Origin of the sequence: Variovorax raffinosi (genome assembly GCF_051216615.1) — a bacterium.
In the GTDB taxonomy this organism is placed as follows: Bacteria; Pseudomonadota; Gammaproteobacteria; order Burkholderiales; family Burkholderiaceae_C; genus Variovorax.
The window spans coordinates 1-14,255 of sequence record NZ_JBPJZR010000027.1 but is presented as its reverse complement, the minus strand read 5'-3'; the positions used below and the strand labels follow the sequence as shown (position 1 = coordinate 14,255).

Below are 14,255 nucleotides of genomic sequence, written 5' to 3'. Positions count from 1 at the left end.
ATCGGCGTCAAGGAACTGTCGGAGATCCTTCATGCAGATTGCGAACTGGAAGCGCTGTGCGCCCGGCTTGCCGCCGAGTCGATGACGACCATGGAGAAGACCGAGCTGGAGTATGTTGACTTTAGAGCGGCCAACACTTCGCCCTGTAGCCTCTGGAGCAGGCGCGTTTTGATCGGGCTGGGCTTGCCTTGCTCTAAGCCTGCAACGGCAATCCATTTGTCCACATCAAGGTCGAGGGTCTCCGCCAGAAAACCCGCGAGTTCAGGCGGGGTGTGCTTTCGAATCTTCGCGCTCGCAATGGTTGATGGGTCGATGTTTGCTCGGCGGGCGAGTTCGGCTTGGGTGTGGCGGTCGAGTGCGGCGGCCAAGAGGGCGGCGGTTGGGTTCATGCGCGAAATTGTGGCAGGTTGCAATCAAAAAAGAGTTGCAAGTTGTCATGATGTGTGTAGCATCCGATTGATTGCAACTTGCAATGATTTGGGAGCCACCTGATGTCACTTGCCCTTTCGGAACGTCGCGTCGTAGCCGTCGATCATTCCGCCTTCTTCGTCCATTTCCTCCGCGAATCCAAGCTTTGCCAAAGCGTTGGAGACGGCGGGAAGCTGATCCAAGCTGTTGACCAGCACCTCGCGGTACACGATGCCATCGACGTTGCGAACGCCCAAAGTCCAGACATTGCTGGTGGAGCCACGGCTCTTGGCGAACGCCTTCTCAATCGCGGCGAGGACTTCGCTGTCATCAGTGCGGCTGGTGGCTTGTGGAATCAGGTGGGTGGTCTTGCTCATGAGGCCCTTTCTTCGCCGCATCGGCGCGTGTTTGCGTACGTCGCGAAGTATCTAAGGAAACTGGCCGAGCCCACTCCTGTCCCCGTCTGACGTTCCACACGGTAGCCCTGCGCGCAGGGCCTCCGCGTGCAACGTCGCACGGATAGGAGCCACCACATGATCAAAGTCAGCATTCCGGCCGTCCTCACCCGCAACCAATCGGGCATCGGCAAGACCTCGGGCAAGGCCTACAACATGGACTTCCAGACGGTCTATCTGCACACCATCGGCAAGGACGGCAAGCCAAGCCCGTTCCCCGAGAAAACCGAAATCATCCTCGACAAGAACGAGCAGGGCCAACCGCTCGTGTACGCAGCCGGGGAATACCAGCTGCACCCCGCAAGCCTGTACGTGGACCGGAGCGGGAACCTCGCGGTGGCTCCGCGTCTGGCTCCGCTCCCCAAGGCTTGAGGGGTGCACCATGCAATCGCGTGATGCGATGCAGGCCGCTCGGCTCGCGCAACTCGAGGGCGCTGTCCTCGGGCTGATGCGCGATGCCGAAGCTGATGGTCTCGATGGTCTGTCCATCGAAGTGACCGCCGACGCGGGCCAGATCGCAATCGATCTGAGCTACACGGCGAACGGCGTGCCCGTCTCGGGAGAGTCGCTGTGAGCGCCTACGCCCGCAACTTCCTGCGCCTTCGCTACTGGCTCGAAGGTCTCGACGGTGGCGCACAGCGTTCGCTTTCGTTCTACGAGCGCAACCTGGTCGAAAGCCTCCGCGTGCAGGCATCGGCCTTGATCGGCGCCACGGTATGACCGCCGTTGCCGCGCTGTTCGTCCGCAAGACCAATCACTACGCCGAACTCGGAGTGGACTGCTACGACTTCGAGCGCAACGCGCTGACGTGGCAAGGCGGTTGCCCTGGCGTGTTTCATCCGCCGTGCCGCTCGTGGGGCAACTTCGCGCAGTGGGCAAAGCCTCGTGAAGGCGAGCGTGACCTGGCACTGTGGGCGATGGCGAAGGTTCGCGAAAACGGCGGTGTGCTGGAACACCCCAGCACGTCGAAGCTCTGGCGCGAAACCGGATGCCTTGGCTTCGGTATGCGTGACTCCTACGGCGGTGTGCTGGTGCCGGTTTTGCAAAGCTGGTGGGGCCATCGCGCACCGAAGGCGACCTCGCTTTACATCGTCGGGCCAGTGCCCGAGATTCCCTACGTCGAGAACGCTCCAACGTTCACGACCATCGAGCGCATGGGTCGGCCCGAGCGTGAACGCACGCCGCCGGCATTCGCTGCCTGGCTGGTCGAAGTCGCGAGGGCTTGTGCATGAGCTACCTCGGCGCACGTCAGCACGAAGTCAACGCCGCACGCGCATCCTCCATGGAAGCGCTGCGCGCGTTCTCGCAGCGTCAAACCGCTCGCGATTTTCAGACCGCAGAAGCGCGCGCAGCGCGCGGGCTTGTCTCAGTATCAACAAGTGGTTTTGGGGTGTCTCGGAACCTCCCCACGGCCTTCGTCATGGCGGAGCATTCCATCGAGATTGATCGGCCACAGGCCCGCGTGACCCGCATGCGTAAGGGCGTTGGCGTCGGCGCGAAGTGCCTGTTGAATCTTGGTGAAGGTGACAGCGGGAACAACGTGATGGTGACCCTCACGTATCGCGGCACCAATGCCGACTGGCAACCGCGCCACGTCTCCGATTACATCCGCGCTGTGCGCAAGTGGTTCGCGCATCGCTGCCCTGGTCAACGGCTTAAGTACCTCTGGGTTGCAGAGATTCAGGACGGCAAGCGCCGTGCGGATGGCATTGGCCGGGGCGTCATCCATTACCACGCGATTTTTTTCCTTCCGGCAGGGGTGAGCATGCCCCCTGCCGACAAACGCGGTTGGTGGCCTCATGGCTTCACCAACACCGAAAAGGGCTACTCGCCAGTGGCCTATCTCATGAGCTACGCCAAGAAGGCGAACAGTAAGAACGTTGGAGGTTTTCCCCGTGGATCACGTCTTTACGCCGTGGGCGGCTTGGATGCTCCTGGCGCTGCTATCAAGCGCTGGGTTCTGTGGCCTGCGTATGTGCAGGGCAATGCTGCGATCACCGACCGCTTTCGACCTGCGGAGGGAGGCGGCTACATCAATGCTGAGACCGGCCAATTTCTCGAATCTGAATTCGCACCAACAGGCGGCGGTTTTTCTCGCTTTATCCGCGTGCGGACCACACCCCGCCAGATCGACGCAAGCGGCCCGTTCTCATGGGCTCCAGATTTCACCAACACAGCGGACGCCGGTCCCGCTGCGTACCTTCATTGACGACCGGCACAACGAAAAGGACTTTCCAAAATGTTCCGTATCAACGCACTCCGTACCGCAGTCGCTACCGCCGTCCTGGCTGCTGGCACCTCGGCCATGGCTGCACTGCCCGCAGGCGCGGAAGCAGCCATCACCACGTATCAGGCTGACGTGGTCACCGCCATCGGCCTCGTCATCGCCGCTGGCATCGCGATTTACGCTGTGAAGAAGCTCGGCCAAAAGATGGGCTGGCTGTAAGCCTGTCCGGAGCGGGCAATGGCATCACAAACCATCGAGTGCGGCGCTGCTTGCTCGATCACGGTCGAGCTTGCGCCCGCTCCACCTTCCACCGAGAACCTTGCCGATATCGCCCTGGTGGCTGGCTTGTTTCTCGGAGCCGCCATCGTCATTTTCTGCGCGCGGCAGTTCCTGAAATTCTTCGAGGCAACCCCTCATGATCACTAAGGCCGCATATGCCTTCTTCCATCGAAATGATGCTCGCGCTTGGCTCGTTGCTCTTGCTCTGGGTTGCGTTTGGCTGAATGCTGGTGCGGTCAATAAGGGCAACATCAGCCGCGTGCAGGTGCAGAGCAACGGGCGCAGCACGGCGATAGGGCCAGTGACCAATAGCGGGGGCAGCACGATCCCCGTTTCACCCGAAAAGGGCGGCTGGACACAAGCCGGCAATTACGGCGTGCCTCCTGGTGCAACCGGGCCCACTGTGTCGACTCAGATCAACGGCGAGGTCGTGTTTCATGGCCCCAGCAGCAAGTACCCGTTTCAAGGAAACACCCAGTCCACCACCTCCGGGTGGGTGGTCCCTGCGCTTGGCGCTGCTGCCGCGATAGGCTGCACCTTCGCGACGGGCGGGCTTGCGACTGCTGCATGCCTCGCGCTTCCGATTGCCATGCCCTACCTGTACGACTGGATTACCCGCTCCGGCGGGCGCATCAATCCCGAGACCGGCGAGCTACAGCGCAGCCAGACGCAAACAAAGTGGAATCTGACAAGCGGCTCGTTGCGTGATCTCGGCTTCTGGGAAAGCGGTGCTGAGGCGTGCCGCTCGTCGTCCATCGTGCAGGCTTATTTGGATAAAACAGCTTTCGATTCGGTCGGCCCAAACACCGTTGAAAGTCAGTCGTTCTCGTCGCCCTTCTGCATCCGGATGGTCAAGCGGACGACAGGGTCCGGCTCTGTCTCGCAGGTCACCGCAGCCTTGCAGGCCACGAACGTAACGCAGATCGGATGGCTTCCCTCATCTATGGACGACATTGCGCCGTACATGAAGAACGTGCAGCCCGACGGGCGGGTGTGGGGTGAGGCTTTGGAGAAGGGCGCAGAGATGCCGCTTTCGATTCCAACCGTTACCGGTCCTTCCCAGATTCAAGGGCCAGAGAAGAGCACCACCAACCCCGATGGGTCGCGCACCGTTGAGCGCAACATTTACAACTTTCAGACATCGGGCAACACGATCACGAACACGACCAACGTGACGAACACGACGACTTACAACAGCGACAACAGTGTGCGTAGTGTGTCCAGCACGACGAAGACGCCGACAGCCGAGGAGGCCGACAAGGACAGCGAGTGCGAGAAGCGCCCGAACTCTGCGGGGTGTGCCGATCTGGACACGCCTACCGGCGAAATACCGCGCGAGACGAAGACCATCACCTACGCTGAAGAATCGGTGTTTGGCGGCGGCAGTTGTCCAAGCGATAAGCAGTGGTCCAGCGGCACCACGGGGCACAGCTACAAGCTGGTTGACTGGGGCACGCTGTGCGGCTTCGCAGCACCGGCTCGGGCGCTGGTGATCCTCCTGGCGATCTTTGCGGCCTTCCTCATCGTGATGCCGGGTAAGGAGGTGCGGACATGAAGCTGGGCGTATGGCTCCTGTCGATGATGCAGCCGCTGATTGCGAAGATTCTCGCAACCCTCGGTTTCAGCATCATCACCATCGTGGGCATGGAATCGGTGGTCGGCCAGTTGAAGGCGCAGATCGTCGCGCAGATGGGCGCACTCAGCGGCGACACGCTGAATTTCGCGCTCTACATGGGCATCGGCAAAGCCATTGGCATCATCTTCGGCGCATGCACGACGAAGCTCTTGCTGTGGTCGATCCAGAACGCAACATCAATCATGGGAAAGAGCAACGGCTGATGCTTACCGTATGGACTGGACTCCCCGGCTCCGGCAAAACGTCGGGGGTGATTGAGAAGGTGCTGATGCCGCTGGCCGCGAAGGGCTGGATGGAAGAAGCGATCGACGCGGACGGCAACAAGGTGCCCGTCAAGCGCAAGCTGTGGACGAACATCAACGGCCTGTTGCTCGAACACGAGAAGATCGATGCGGATGATCTGCTGCGCTGGCACGAGTGGGTCAAGCCCGGCGATCTGATTGTTTTCGATGAGGTGCAAAAGCCGTGGCCGCTCACCGGCGCGAACAAGGAACAGCCCAAGTGCATCACCGAGCTGGAGACGCATCGCCACTACGGCATCGACATGCACCTGCTCACTCAGCATCCAATGCTGATCAACGCGGCTATCGTGCGGCTGGCTGGGCAGCATTTCCACGTTCGCAAGCTCGGCAACTCGCGCTTCGCGACGATCTACGAGTGGGACGGTGTAAGCCGCACGCTGCTCTACAAGAACTCGTTTTCGAAGAAGCCGTGGCGGCGTTCCAAGGGCGCGGAGAAGGTCTACCGGTCCAGCTCGCTGCACACGAAGCAAAAGCGGTCGGTGCCTACGGTGATCTTCGGCATCCTGTTCGCCCTGGTCATGCTCGGCGTCCTCGGGCCAACGGTCTACGGGCGCATGCAGGAACGCTTTCACCCGAAGCCCGTGGAGGTCACCAACACCGAAACCAAGGGGGTAGCCGCACCATCGGTGCAAACGGCCGCCGTGGTGCCTGCCAGCGCCCTTGCCGCTCAGCCAAGCGGACAGCAGGCCGACAAGCCGCCAGTGTTCGCGGGGTGCGGCCGTATCCGCGACAGATGCCAGTGCTTCGATGACAAGGGCGCGCCTTTCGAGAAGGAGCCTTTGTTCTGTGAGGACATGACGCGCGTGGCCGTGGGCTTTGGTGCGCCGCTGGAGCATCTGCGCGATGACGGCGAGGTGCATCGCGAACGCCTCGCGCGTCTCTCCTGGGCTGACAACGACAGGGACGTGCTCACGTACATGGCGAACCGGGCGACTGCGCAGACTGTCGTGGCAAGGGAGCCCGCACCAGCGAAGGTGCGCTAGCCTGCGACGCGCACCGTAGCGCAGAGCGGGCAGTCGGGCACCTTCTTGCTAAGCGGTATTCCGGGGACCCGCTTGCGGGGGTAGGTCGCTCGTTCACCCTGTTCCCGGCAGTTCTTCGCAGCCGGTCAAGTCACCTGAAGGCTGGTTGGGCTGGTGCGTGTCGGCCTGTCGATTTGCTTGAGCAACCAGCCAAATACGTACATCTTTTGGCAGTGTGTTTGAGGGGATTTCAATGCTTGTAGGGTACGCGCGGGTTTCAACGGGAGATCAGGAAACTACGCTCCAGGTGGATGCACTCAAGCGCAACGGCGTTCGCAGCGTCTTTGTGGAAAAGGGGTCTGGCGTAGGCCCTCGGCCTGAGCTTCAGCGGCTGCTGGCTTCGCTGAATGACGGGGATACCCTGGTCGTGTGGAAGCTGGACCGCATTGCACGTTCGATGCGGGAAGTGCTTCGAGTGATGGACGTACTAAAGCAACGTGGTTGCAGTTTTAGATCCTTGACCGAACCTATCGATACGTCTCACTCGTTCGGTGAACTCACGTTGCAGATGATCGCGGCGTTTGCCCAGTTCGAACGTAGCCTGATCCGTGAGCGCTCAATGGCTGGGCAGGTTGCTGCCATGCGGCGGGGTTCAGTCTTTGGCAGGGAGCGCGCGTTGTGTGCCGAGGATGAAAACTTGGCGGCGATGATGGTTGCCGCTGGCTGCACCATGACCAGTGTGGCCGCTCATTTCGGGGTAAGTCGAGCCACTGTGTGGCGTATCGACCGAGAAGCTCGTGGGCTACCTGAGACGCGGGAACGGCCGGTTTGGAAGGCGGCGTTTCATGCTCGCTAGTATTGACTTTAGAGCGGCCAACACTTCGCCCTGTAGCCTCTGGAGCAGGCGCGTTTTGATCGGGCTGGGCTTGCCTTGCTCTAAGCCTGCAACGGCAATCCATTTGTCCACATCAAGGTCGAGGGTCTCCGCCAGAAAACCCGCGAGTTCAGGCGGGGTGTGCTTTCGAATCTTCGCGCTCGCAATGGTTGATGGGTCGATGTTTGCTCGGCGGGCGAGTTCGGCTTGGGTGTGGCGGTCGAGTGCGGCGGCCAAGAGGGCGGCGGTTGGGTTCATGCGCGAAATTGTGGCAGGTTGCAATCAAAAAAGAGTTGCAAGTTGTCATGATGTGTGTAGCATCCGATTGATTGCAACTTGCAATGATTTGGGAGCCACCTGATGTCACTTGCCCTTTCGGAACGTCGCGTCGTAGCCGTCGATCATTCCGCCTTCTTCGTCCATTTCCTCCGCGAATCCAAGCTTTGCCAAAGCGTTGGAGACGGCGGGAAGCTGATCCAAGCTGTTGACCAGCACCTCGCGGTACACGATGCCATCGACGTTGCGAACGCCCAAAGTCCAGACATTGCTGGTGGAGCCACGGCTCTTGGCGAACGCCTTCTCAATCGCGGCGAGGACTTCGCTGTCATCAGTGCGGCTGGTGGCTTGTGGAATCAGGTGGGTGGTCTTGCTCATGAGGCCCTTTCTTCGCCGCATCGGCGCGTGTTTGCGTACGTCGCGAAGTATCTAAGGAAACTGGCCGAGCCCACTCCTGTCCCCGTCTGACGTTCCACACGGTAGCCCTGCGCGCAGGGCCTCCGCGTGCAACGTCGCACGGATAGGAGCCACCACATGATCAAAGTCAGCATTCCGGCCGTCCTCACCCGCAACCAATCGGGCATCGGCAAGACCTCGGGCAAGGCCTACAACATGGACTTCCAGACGGTCTATCTGCACACCATCGGCAAGGACGGCAAGCCAAGCCCGTTCCCCGAGAAAACCGAAATCATCCTCGACAAGAACGAGCAGGGCCAACCGCTCGTGTACGCAGCCGGGGAATACCAGCTGCACCCCGCAAGCCTGTACGTGGACCGGAGCGGGAACCTCGCGGTGGCTCCGCGTCTGGCTCCGCTCCCCAAGGCTTGAGGGGTGCACCATGCAATCGCGTGATGCGATGCAGGCCGCTCGGCTCGCGCAACTCGAGGGCGCTGTCCTCGGGCTGATGCGCGATGCCGAAGCTGATGGTCTCGATGGTCTGTCCATCGAAGTGACCGCCGACGCGGGCCAGATCGCAATCGATCTGAGCTACACGGCGAACGGCGTGCCCGTCTCGGGAGAGTCGCTGTGAGCGCCTACGCCCGCAACTTCCTGCGCCTTCGCTACTGGCTCGAAGGTCTCGACGGTGGCGCACAGCGTTCGCTTTCGTTCTACGAGCGCAACCTGGTCGAAAGCCTCCGCGTGCAGGCATCGGCCTTGATCGGCGCCACGGTATGACCGCCGTTGCCGCGCTGTTCGTCCGCAAGACCAATCACTACGCCGAACTCGGAGTGGACTGCTACGACTTCGAGCGCAACGCGCTGACGTGGCAAGGCGGTTGCCCTGGCGTGTTTCATCCGCCGTGCCGCTCGTGGGGCAACTTCGCGCAGTGGGCAAAGCCTCGTGAAGGCGAGCGTGACCTGGCACTGTGGGCGATGGCGAAGGTTCGCGAAAACGGCGGTGTGCTGGAACACCCCAGCACGTCGAAGCTCTGGCGCGAAACCGGATGCCTTGGCTTCGGTATGCGTGACTCCTACGGCGGTGTGCTGGTGCCGGTTTTGCAAAGCTGGTGGGGCCATCGCGCACCGAAGGCGACCTCGCTTTACATCGTCGGGCCAGTGCCCGAGATTCCCTACGTCGAGAACGCTCCAACGTTCACGACCATCGAGCGCATGGGTCGGCCCGAGCGTGAACGCACGCCGCCGGCATTCGCTGCCTGGCTGGTCGAAGTCGCGAGGGCTTGTGCATGAGCTACCTCGGCGCACGTCAGCACGAAGTCAACGCCGCACGCGCATCCTCCATGGAAGCGCTGCGCGCGTTCTCGCAGCGTCAAACCGCTCGCGATTTTCAGACCGCAGAAGCGCGCGCAGCGCGCGGGCTTGTCTCAGTATCAACAAGTGGTTTTGGGGTGTCTCGGAACCTCCCCACGGCCTTCGTCATGGCGGAGCATTCCATCGAGATTGATCGGCCACAGGCCCGCGTGACCCGCATGCGTAAGGGCGTTGGCGTCGGCGCGAAGTGCCTGTTGAATCTTGGTGAAGGTGACAGCGGGAACAACGTGATGGTGACCCTCACGTATCGCGGCACCAATGCCGACTGGCAACCGCGCCACGTCTCCGATTACATCCGCGCTGTGCGCAAGTGGTTCGCGCATCGCTGCCCTGGTCAACGGCTTAAGTACCTCTGGGTTGCAGAGATTCAGGACGGCAAGCGCCGTGCGGATGGCATTGGCCGGGGCGTCATCCATTACCACGCGATTTTTTTCCTTCCGGCAGGGGTGAGCATGCCCCCTGCCGACAAACGCGGTTGGTGGCCTCATGGCTTCACCAACACCGAAAAGGGCTACTCGCCAGTGGCCTATCTCATGAGCTACGCCAAGAAGGCGAACAGTAAGAACGTTGGAGGTTTTCCCCGTGGATCACGTCTTTACGCCGTGGGCGGCTTGGATGCTCCTGGCGCTGCTATCAAGCGCTGGGTTCTGTGGCCTGCGTATGTGCAGGGCAATGCTGCGATCACCGACCGCTTTCGACCTGCGGAGGGAGGCGGCTACATCAATGCTGAGACCGGCCAATTTCTCGAATCTGAATTCGCACCAACAGGCGGCGGTTTTTCTCGCTTTATCCGCGTGCGGACCACACCCCGCCAGATCGACGCAAGCGGCCCGTTCTCATGGGCTCCAGATTTCACCAACACAGCGGACGCCGGTCCCGCTGCGTACCTTCATTGACGACCGGCACAACGAAAAGGACTTTCCAAAATGTTCCGTATCAACGCACTCCGTACCGCAGTCGCTACCGCCGTCCTGGCTGCTGGCACCTCGGCCATGGCTGCACTGCCCGCAGGCGCGGAAGCAGCCATCACCACGTATCAGGCTGACGTGGTCACCGCCATCGGCCTCGTCATCGCCGCTGGCATCGCGATTTACGCTGTGAAGAAGCTCGGCCAAAAGATGGGCTGGCTGTAAGCCTGTCCGGAGCGGGCAATGGCATCACAAACCATCGAGTGCGGCGCTGCTTGCTCGATCACGGTCGAGCTTGCGCCCGCTCCACCTTCCACCGAGAACCTTGCCGATATCGCCCTGGTGGCTGGCTTGTTTCTCGGAGCCGCCATCGTCATTTTCTGCGCGCGGCAGTTCCTGAAATTCTTCGAGGCAACCCCTCATGATCACTAAGGCCGCATATGCCTTCTTCCATCGAAATGATGCTCGCGCTTGGCTCGTTGCTCTTGCTCTGGGTTGCGTTTGGCTGAATGCTGGTGCGGTCAATAAGGGCAACATCAGCCGCGTGCAGGTGCAGAGCAACGGGCGCAGCACGGCGATAGGGCCAGTGACCAATAGCGGGGGCAGCACGATCCCCGTTTCACCCGAAAAGGGCGGCTGGACACAAGCCGGCAATTACGGCGTGCCTCCTGGTGCAACCGGGCCCACTGTGTCGACTCAGATCAACGGCGAGGTCGTGTTTCATGGCCCCAGCAGCAAGTACCCGTTTCAAGGAAACACCCAGTCCACCACCTCCGGGTGGGTGGTCCCTGCGCTTGGCGCTGCTGCCGCGATAGGCTGCACCTTCGCGACGGGCGGGCTTGCGACTGCTGCATGCCTCGCGCTTCCGATTGCCATGCCCTACCTGTACGACTGGATTACCCGCTCCGGCGGGCGCATCAATCCCGAGACCGGCGAGCTACAGCGCAGCCAGACGCAAACAAAGTGGAATCTGACAAGCGGCTCGTTGCGTGATCTCGGCTTCTGGGAAAGCGGTGCTGAGGCGTGCCGCTCGTCGTCCATCGTGCAGGCTTATTTGGATAAAACAGCTTTCGATTCGGTCGGCCCAAACACCGTTGAAAGTCAGTCGTTCTCGTCGCCCTTCTGCATCCGGATGGTCAAGCGGACGACAGGGTCCGGCTCTGTCTCGCAGGTCACCGCAGCCTTGCAGGCCACGAACGTAACGCAGATCGGATGGCTTCCCTCATCTATGGACGACATTGCGCCGTACATGAAGAACGTGCAGCCCGACGGGCGGGTGTGGGGTGAGGCTTTGGAGAAGGGCGCAGAGATGCCGCTTTCGATTCCAACCGTTACCGGTCCTTCCCAGATTCAAGGGCCAGAGAAGAGCACCACCAACCCCGATGGGTCGCGCACCGTTGAGCGCAACATTTACAACTTTCAGACATCGGGCAACACGATCACGAACACGACCAACGTGACGAACACGACGACTTACAACAGCGACAACAGTGTGCGTAGTGTGTCCAGCACGACGAAGACGCCGACAGCCGAGGAGGCCGACAAGGACAGCGAGTGCGAGAAGCGCCCGAACTCTGCGGGGTGTGCCGATCTGGACACGCCTACCGGCGAAATACCGCGCGAGACGAAGACCATCACCTACGCTGAAGAATCGGTGTTTGGCGGCGGCAGTTGTCCAAGCGATAAGCAGTGGTCCAGCGGCACCACGGGGCACAGCTACAAGCTGGTTGACTGGGGCACGCTGTGCGGCTTCGCAGCACCGGCTCGGGCGCTGGTGATCCTCCTGGCGATCTTTGCGGCCTTCCTCATCGTGATGCCGGGTAAGGAGGTGCGGACATGAAGCTGGGCGTATGGCTCCTGTCGATGATGCAGCCGCTGATTGCGAAGATTCTCGCAACCCTCGGTTTCAGCATCATCACCATCGTGGGCATGGAATCGGTGGTCGGCCAGTTGAAGGCGCAGATCGTCGCGCAGATGGGCGCACTCAGCGGCGACACGCTGAATTTCGCGCTCTACATGGGCATCGGCAAAGCCATTGGCATCATCTTCGGCGCATGCACGACGAAGCTCTTGCTGTGGTCGATCCAGAACGCAACATCAATCATGGGAAAGAGCAACGGCTGATGCTTACCGTATGGACTGGACTCCCCGGCTCCGGCAAAACGTCGGGGGTGATTGAGAAGGTGCTGATGCCGCTGGCCGCGAAGGGCTGGATGGAAGAAGCGATCGACGCGGACGGCAACAAGGTGCCCGTCAAGCGCAAGCTGTGGACGAACATCAACGGCCTGTTGCTCGAACACGAGAAGATCGATGCGGATGATCTGCTGCGCTGGCACGAGTGGGTCAAGCCCGGCGATCTGATTGTTTTCGATGAGGTGCAAAAGCCGTGGCCGCTCACCGGCGCGAACAAGGAACAGCCCAAGTGCATCACCGAGCTGGAGACGCATCGCCACTACGGCATCGACATGCACCTGCTCACTCAGCATCCAATGCTGATCAACGCGGCTATCGTGCGGCTGGCTGGGCAGCATTTCCACGTTCGCAAGCTCGGCAACTCGCGCTTCGCGACGATCTACGAGTGGGACGGTGTAAGCCGCACGCTGCTCTACAAGAACTCGTTTTCGAAGAAGCCGTGGCGGCGTTCCAAGGGCGCGGAGAAGGTCTACCGGTCCAGCTCGCTGCACACGAAGCAAAAGCGGTCGGTGCCTACGGTGATCTTCGGCATCCTGTTCGCCCTGGTCATGCTCGGCGTCCTCGGGCCAACGGTCTACGGGCGCATGCAGGAACGCTTTCACCCGAAGCCCGTGGAGGTCACCAACACCGAAACCAAGGGGGTAGCCGCACCATCGGTGCAAACGGCCGCCGTGGTGCCTGCCAGCGCCCTTGCCGCTCAGCCAAGCGGACAGCAGGCCGACAAGCCGCCAGTGTTCGCGGGGTGCGGCCGTATCCGCGACAGATGCCAGTGCTTCGATGACAAGGGCGCGCCTTTCGAGAAGGAGCCTTTGTTCTGTGAGGACATGACGCGCGTGGCCGTGGGCTTTGGTGCGCCGCTGGAGCATCTGCGCGATGACGGCGAGGTGCATCGCGAACGCCTCGCGCGTCTCTCCTGGGCTGACAACGACAGGGACGTGCTCACGTACATGGCGAACCGGGCGACTGCGCAGACTGTCGTGGCAAGGGAGCCCGCACCAGCGAAGGTGCGCTAGCCTGCGACGCGCACCGTAGCGCAGAGCGGGCAGTCGGGCACCTTCTTGCTAAGCGGTATTCCGGGGACCCGCTTGCGGGGGTAGGTCGCTCGTTCACCCTGTTCCCGGCAGTTCTTCGCAGCCGGTCAAGTCACCTGAAGGCTGGTTGGGCTGGTGCGTGTCGGCCTGTCGATTTGCTTGAGCAACCAGCCAAATACGTACATCTTTTGGCAGTGTGTTTGAGGGGATTTCAATGCTTGTAGGGTACGCGCGGGTTTCAACGGGAGATCAGGAAACTACGCTCCAGGTGGATGCACTCAAGCGCAACGGCGTTCGCAGCGTCTTTGTGGAAAAGGGGTCTGGCGTAGGCCCTCGGCCTGAGCTTCAGCGGCTGCTGGCTTCGCTGAATGACGGGGATACCCTGGTCGTGTGGAAGCTGGACCGCATTGCACGTTCGATGCGGGAAGTGCTTCGAGTGATGGACGTACTAAAGCAACGTGGTTGCAGTTTTAGATCCTTGACCGAACCTATCGATACGTCTCACTCGTTCGGTGAACTCACGTTGCAGATGATCGCGGCGTTTGCCCAGTTCGAACGTAGCCTGATCCGTGAGCGCTCAATGGCTGGGCAGGTTGCTGCCATGCGGCGGGGTTCAGTCTTTGGCAGGGAGCGCGCGTTGTGTGCCGAGGATGAAAACTTGGCGGCGATGATGGTTGCCGCTGGCTGCACCATGACCAGTGTGGCCGCTCATTTCGGGGTAAGTCGAGCCACTGTGTGGCGTATCGACCGAGAAGCTCGTGGGCTACCTGAGACGCGGGAACGGCCGGTTTGGAAGGCGGCGTTTCATGCTCGCTAGTATTCACGATGGTTCGCGGCTGAACATTGGCCGTCGCGGAAATGCAGCCGGCGGCCCCCAGAGGCAAGGCCTTCTCGAGCAGCGATTCCGAGGCCGGGAAGATCCTGAAGCCGGGGAA

The 14,255-nt window shown here is 61.2% G+C and carries 26 protein-coding genes and 1 pseudogene; 22 read left to right on the top strand and 5 right to left on the bottom strand.

Translation table 11 applies throughout. The annotated features are described in order from the left end of the window. Window positions 1-29: 29 nt before the first annotated feature. Together ACSFB7_RS37495 and ACSFB7_RS37490 are read right to left on the bottom strand one after the other, a co-directional pair. Window positions 30-389, bottom strand: a complete 360-nt coding sequence (locus tag ACSFB7_RS37495) for a hypothetical protein (protein WP_435477398.1) — start codon at window positions 387-389, stop codon at window positions 30-32. A 105-nt stretch (window positions 390-494) separates the two neighbouring features. Further along, entirely contained in the window at window positions 495-785 is a 291-nt protein-coding gene (locus tag ACSFB7_RS37490; protein ID WP_435477396.1) for a hypothetical protein, read from the bottom strand. A gap of 156 nt (window positions 786-941) precedes the next feature. On the opposite strand from ACSFB7_RS37490, the gene ACSFB7_RS37485 reads away from it, so the two are divergent. From ACSFB7_RS37485 to ACSFB7_RS37435, 11 genes are all read left to right on the top strand, one after another. Then, complete coding sequence (locus ACSFB7_RS37485) at window positions 942-1,235, top strand: single-stranded DNA-binding protein (RefSeq protein WP_435477395.1); 294 nt, start codon at window positions 942-944, stop codon at window positions 1,233-1,235. Window positions 1,236-1,245: 10 nt separating this feature from the next. Further along, on the top strand, window positions 1,246-1,437 hold the full coding sequence (locus ACSFB7_RS37480; protein WP_187111099.1) for a hypothetical protein: 192 nt from the start codon (window positions 1,246-1,248) through the stop codon (window positions 1,435-1,437). Beyond that, a complete protein-coding gene (locus ACSFB7_RS37475) occupies window positions 1,434-1,583 on the top strand; it encodes a hypothetical protein (RefSeq protein WP_435477394.1) in 150 nt (49 codons plus the stop codon). Before ACSFB7_RS37480 ends, ACSFB7_RS37475 begins: the two co-directional genes overlap by 4 nt. Next, the gene (locus ACSFB7_RS37470) at window positions 1,580-2,095 is read left to right on the top strand and encodes a hypothetical protein (protein WP_435477393.1); all 516 of its coding nucleotides are present in this window, start codon (window positions 1,580-1,582) and stop codon (window positions 2,093-2,095) included. The genes ACSFB7_RS37475 and ACSFB7_RS37470 overlap by 4 nt, the downstream gene beginning before the upstream one ends. Next, the gene (locus ACSFB7_RS37465) at window positions 2,092-3,072 is read left to right on the top strand and encodes a rolling circle replication-associated protein (RefSeq protein ID WP_435477392.1); all 981 of its coding nucleotides are present in this window, start codon (window positions 2,092-2,094) and stop codon (window positions 3,070-3,072) included. The genes ACSFB7_RS37470 and ACSFB7_RS37465 overlap by 4 nt, the downstream gene beginning before the upstream one ends. Window positions 3,073-3,102: 30 nt before the next feature. Beyond that, window positions 3,103-3,309 (top strand): hypothetical protein, encoded by a 207-nt coding sequence (locus tag ACSFB7_RS37460; protein WP_435477391.1) that lies wholly within the window; start codon window positions 3,103-3,105, stop codon window positions 3,307-3,309. An 18-nt stretch (window positions 3,310-3,327) separates the two neighbouring features. Continuing rightward, window positions 3,328-3,516 carry a hypothetical protein gene (locus ACSFB7_RS37455; protein ID WP_435477390.1) on the top strand — a complete coding sequence of 63 codons (189 nt, stop codon included), beginning with the start codon at window positions 3,328-3,330 and terminating at the stop codon, window positions 3,514-3,516. After that, window positions 3,506-4,924, top strand: coding sequence for a virulence factor TspB C-terminal domain-related protein (locus tag ACSFB7_RS37450; RefSeq protein ID WP_435477389.1), 1,419 nt, complete (start codon window positions 3,506-3,508; stop codon window positions 4,922-4,924). Before ACSFB7_RS37455 ends, ACSFB7_RS37450 begins: the two co-directional genes overlap by 11 nt. Then, on the top strand, window positions 4,921-5,208 hold the full coding sequence (locus tag ACSFB7_RS37445; protein ID WP_435477388.1) for a DUF2523 family protein: 288 nt from the start codon (window positions 4,921-4,923) through the stop codon (window positions 5,206-5,208). The genes ACSFB7_RS37450 and ACSFB7_RS37445 overlap by 4 nt, the downstream gene beginning before the upstream one ends. Next, entirely contained in the window at window positions 5,139-6,290 is a 1,152-nt protein-coding gene (locus ACSFB7_RS37440) for a zonular occludens toxin domain-containing protein (RefSeq protein WP_435477387.1), read from the top strand. Before ACSFB7_RS37445 ends, ACSFB7_RS37440 begins: the two co-directional genes overlap by 70 nt. Window positions 6,291-6,522: 232 nt before the next feature. Then, window positions 6,523-7,125: a recombinase family protein gene (locus ACSFB7_RS37435; protein ID WP_435477386.1), complete on the top strand. Its 603-nt coding sequence runs from the start codon at window positions 6,523-6,525 to the stop codon at window positions 7,123-7,125. On the opposite strand, the gene ACSFB7_RS37430 is transcribed toward ACSFB7_RS37435, so the two are convergent. Both ACSFB7_RS37430 and ACSFB7_RS37425 read right to left on the bottom strand, forming a co-directional pair. Next, entirely contained in the window at window positions 7,072-7,401 is a 330-nt protein-coding gene (locus ACSFB7_RS37430; protein ID WP_435477397.1) for a hypothetical protein, read from the bottom strand. The genes ACSFB7_RS37435 and ACSFB7_RS37430 overlap by 54 nt on opposite strands. Window positions 7,402-7,506: 105 nt before the next feature. Then, complete coding sequence (locus ACSFB7_RS37425) at window positions 7,507-7,797, bottom strand: hypothetical protein (protein WP_435477396.1); 291 nt, start codon at window positions 7,795-7,797, stop codon at window positions 7,507-7,509. Between the two features lie 156 nt (window positions 7,798-7,953). On the opposite strand from ACSFB7_RS37425, the gene ACSFB7_RS37420 reads away from it, so the two are divergent. From ACSFB7_RS37420 to ACSFB7_RS37370, 11 genes are all read left to right on the top strand, one after another. Next, on the top strand, window positions 7,954-8,247 hold the full coding sequence (locus ACSFB7_RS37420) for a single-stranded DNA-binding protein (protein WP_435477395.1): 294 nt from the start codon (window positions 7,954-7,956) through the stop codon (window positions 8,245-8,247). Window positions 8,248-8,257: 10 nt separating this feature from the next. Beyond that, window positions 8,258-8,449, top strand: coding sequence for a hypothetical protein (locus ACSFB7_RS37415; protein WP_187111099.1), 192 nt, complete (start codon window positions 8,258-8,260; stop codon window positions 8,447-8,449). Beyond that, window positions 8,446-8,595, top strand: a complete 150-nt coding sequence (locus ACSFB7_RS37410; protein ID WP_435477394.1) for a hypothetical protein — start codon at window positions 8,446-8,448, stop codon at window positions 8,593-8,595. The genes ACSFB7_RS37415 and ACSFB7_RS37410 overlap by 4 nt, the downstream gene beginning before the upstream one ends. Next, on the top strand, window positions 8,592-9,107 hold the full coding sequence (locus ACSFB7_RS37405; protein WP_435477393.1) for a hypothetical protein: 516 nt from the start codon (window positions 8,592-8,594) through the stop codon (window positions 9,105-9,107). Before ACSFB7_RS37410 ends, ACSFB7_RS37405 begins: the two co-directional genes overlap by 4 nt. Continuing rightward, on the top strand, window positions 9,104-10,084 hold the full coding sequence (locus ACSFB7_RS37400; RefSeq protein WP_435477392.1) for a rolling circle replication-associated protein: 981 nt from the start codon (window positions 9,104-9,106) through the stop codon (window positions 10,082-10,084). The genes ACSFB7_RS37405 and ACSFB7_RS37400 overlap by 4 nt, the downstream gene beginning before the upstream one ends. A 30-nt stretch (window positions 10,085-10,114) precedes the next feature. Beyond that, on the top strand, window positions 10,115-10,321 hold the full coding sequence (locus ACSFB7_RS37395) for a hypothetical protein (RefSeq protein ID WP_435477391.1): 207 nt from the start codon (window positions 10,115-10,117) through the stop codon (window positions 10,319-10,321). Between the two features lie 18 nt (window positions 10,322-10,339). Then, entirely contained in the window at window positions 10,340-10,528 is a 189-nt protein-coding gene (locus ACSFB7_RS37390) for a hypothetical protein (protein WP_435477390.1), read from the top strand. After that, entirely contained in the window at window positions 10,518-11,936 is a 1,419-nt protein-coding gene (locus ACSFB7_RS37385; RefSeq protein ID WP_435477389.1) for a virulence factor TspB C-terminal domain-related protein, read from the top strand. The genes ACSFB7_RS37390 and ACSFB7_RS37385 overlap by 11 nt, the downstream gene beginning before the upstream one ends. Continuing rightward, window positions 11,933-12,220 carry a DUF2523 family protein gene (locus ACSFB7_RS37380; RefSeq protein ID WP_435477388.1) on the top strand — a complete coding sequence of 96 codons (288 nt, stop codon included), beginning with the start codon at window positions 11,933-11,935 and terminating at the stop codon, window positions 12,218-12,220. The genes ACSFB7_RS37385 and ACSFB7_RS37380 overlap by 4 nt, the downstream gene beginning before the upstream one ends. Further along, window positions 12,151-13,302, top strand: coding sequence for a zonular occludens toxin domain-containing protein (locus ACSFB7_RS37375; protein ID WP_435477387.1), 1,152 nt, complete (start codon window positions 12,151-12,153; stop codon window positions 13,300-13,302). The genes ACSFB7_RS37380 and ACSFB7_RS37375 overlap by 70 nt, the downstream gene beginning before the upstream one ends. 232 nt (window positions 13,303-13,534) lie before the next feature. Further along, complete coding sequence (locus ACSFB7_RS37370) at window positions 13,535-14,137, top strand: recombinase family protein (RefSeq protein WP_435477386.1); 603 nt, start codon at window positions 13,535-13,537, stop codon at window positions 14,135-14,137. 7 nt (window positions 14,138-14,144) lie between these two features. Here ACSFB7_RS37370 and ACSFB7_RS37365 read toward each other — a convergent pair. Next, window positions 14,145-14,255 (bottom strand): annotated as a pseudogene (locus ACSFB7_RS37365) (dihydrodipicolinate synthase family protein); the annotation flags it as partial.

Excerpts from the sequence above, each read along its gene's own strand:
- ACSFB7_RS37495 (WP_435477398.1), bottom strand. The coding sequence starts at position 389 with ATGAACCCAACCGCCGCCCTCTTGGCCGCCGCACTCGACCGCCACACC.
- ACSFB7_RS37490 (WP_435477396.1), bottom strand. The coding sequence starts at position 785 with ATGAGCAAGACCACCCACCTGATTCCACAAGCCACCAGCCGCACTGAT.
- ACSFB7_RS37485 (WP_435477395.1), top strand. The coding sequence starts at position 942 with ATGATCAAAGTCAGCATTCCGGCCGTCCTCACCCGCAACCAATCGGGC.
- ACSFB7_RS37480 (WP_187111099.1), top strand. The coding sequence starts at position 1,246 with ATGCAATCGCGTGATGCGATGCAGGCCGCTCGGCTCGCGCAACTCGAG.
- ACSFB7_RS37470 (WP_435477393.1), top strand. The coding sequence starts at position 1,580 with ATGACCGCCGTTGCCGCGCTGTTCGTCCGCAAGACCAATCACTACGCC.
- ACSFB7_RS37465 (WP_435477392.1), top strand. The coding sequence starts at position 2,092 with ATGAGCTACCTCGGCGCACGTCAGCACGAAGTCAACGCCGCACGCGCA.
- ACSFB7_RS37460 (WP_435477391.1), top strand. The coding sequence starts at position 3,103 with ATGTTCCGTATCAACGCACTCCGTACCGCAGTCGCTACCGCCGTCCTG.
- ACSFB7_RS37455 (WP_435477390.1), top strand. The coding sequence starts at position 3,328 with ATGGCATCACAAACCATCGAGTGCGGCGCTGCTTGCTCGATCACGGTC.
- ACSFB7_RS37450 (WP_435477389.1), top strand. The coding sequence starts at position 3,506 with ATGATCACTAAGGCCGCATATGCCTTCTTCCATCGAAATGATGCTCGC.
- ACSFB7_RS37445 (WP_435477388.1), top strand. The coding sequence starts at position 4,921 with ATGAAGCTGGGCGTATGGCTCCTGTCGATGATGCAGCCGCTGATTGCG.
- ACSFB7_RS37440 (WP_435477387.1), top strand. The coding sequence starts at position 5,139 with ATGCACGACGAAGCTCTTGCTGTGGTCGATCCAGAACGCAACATCAAT.
- ACSFB7_RS37435 (WP_435477386.1), top strand. The coding sequence starts at position 6,523 with ATGCTTGTAGGGTACGCGCGGGTTTCAACGGGAGATCAGGAAACTACG.
- ACSFB7_RS37430 (WP_435477397.1), bottom strand. The coding sequence starts at position 7,401 with ATGAACCCAACCGCCGCCCTCTTGGCCGCCGCACTCGACCGCCACACC.
- ACSFB7_RS37425 (WP_435477396.1), bottom strand. The coding sequence starts at position 7,797 with ATGAGCAAGACCACCCACCTGATTCCACAAGCCACCAGCCGCACTGAT.
- ACSFB7_RS37420 (WP_435477395.1), top strand. The coding sequence starts at position 7,954 with ATGATCAAAGTCAGCATTCCGGCCGTCCTCACCCGCAACCAATCGGGC.
- ACSFB7_RS37415 (WP_187111099.1), top strand. The coding sequence starts at position 8,258 with ATGCAATCGCGTGATGCGATGCAGGCCGCTCGGCTCGCGCAACTCGAG.
- ACSFB7_RS37405 (WP_435477393.1), top strand. The coding sequence starts at position 8,592 with ATGACCGCCGTTGCCGCGCTGTTCGTCCGCAAGACCAATCACTACGCC.
- ACSFB7_RS37400 (WP_435477392.1), top strand. The coding sequence starts at position 9,104 with ATGAGCTACCTCGGCGCACGTCAGCACGAAGTCAACGCCGCACGCGCA.
- ACSFB7_RS37395 (WP_435477391.1), top strand. The coding sequence starts at position 10,115 with ATGTTCCGTATCAACGCACTCCGTACCGCAGTCGCTACCGCCGTCCTG.
- ACSFB7_RS37390 (WP_435477390.1), top strand. The coding sequence starts at position 10,340 with ATGGCATCACAAACCATCGAGTGCGGCGCTGCTTGCTCGATCACGGTC.
- ACSFB7_RS37385 (WP_435477389.1), top strand. The coding sequence starts at position 10,518 with ATGATCACTAAGGCCGCATATGCCTTCTTCCATCGAAATGATGCTCGC.
- ACSFB7_RS37380 (WP_435477388.1), top strand. The coding sequence starts at position 11,933 with ATGAAGCTGGGCGTATGGCTCCTGTCGATGATGCAGCCGCTGATTGCG.
- ACSFB7_RS37375 (WP_435477387.1), top strand. The coding sequence starts at position 12,151 with ATGCACGACGAAGCTCTTGCTGTGGTCGATCCAGAACGCAACATCAAT.
- ACSFB7_RS37370 (WP_435477386.1), top strand. The coding sequence starts at position 13,535 with ATGCTTGTAGGGTACGCGCGGGTTTCAACGGGAGATCAGGAAACTACG.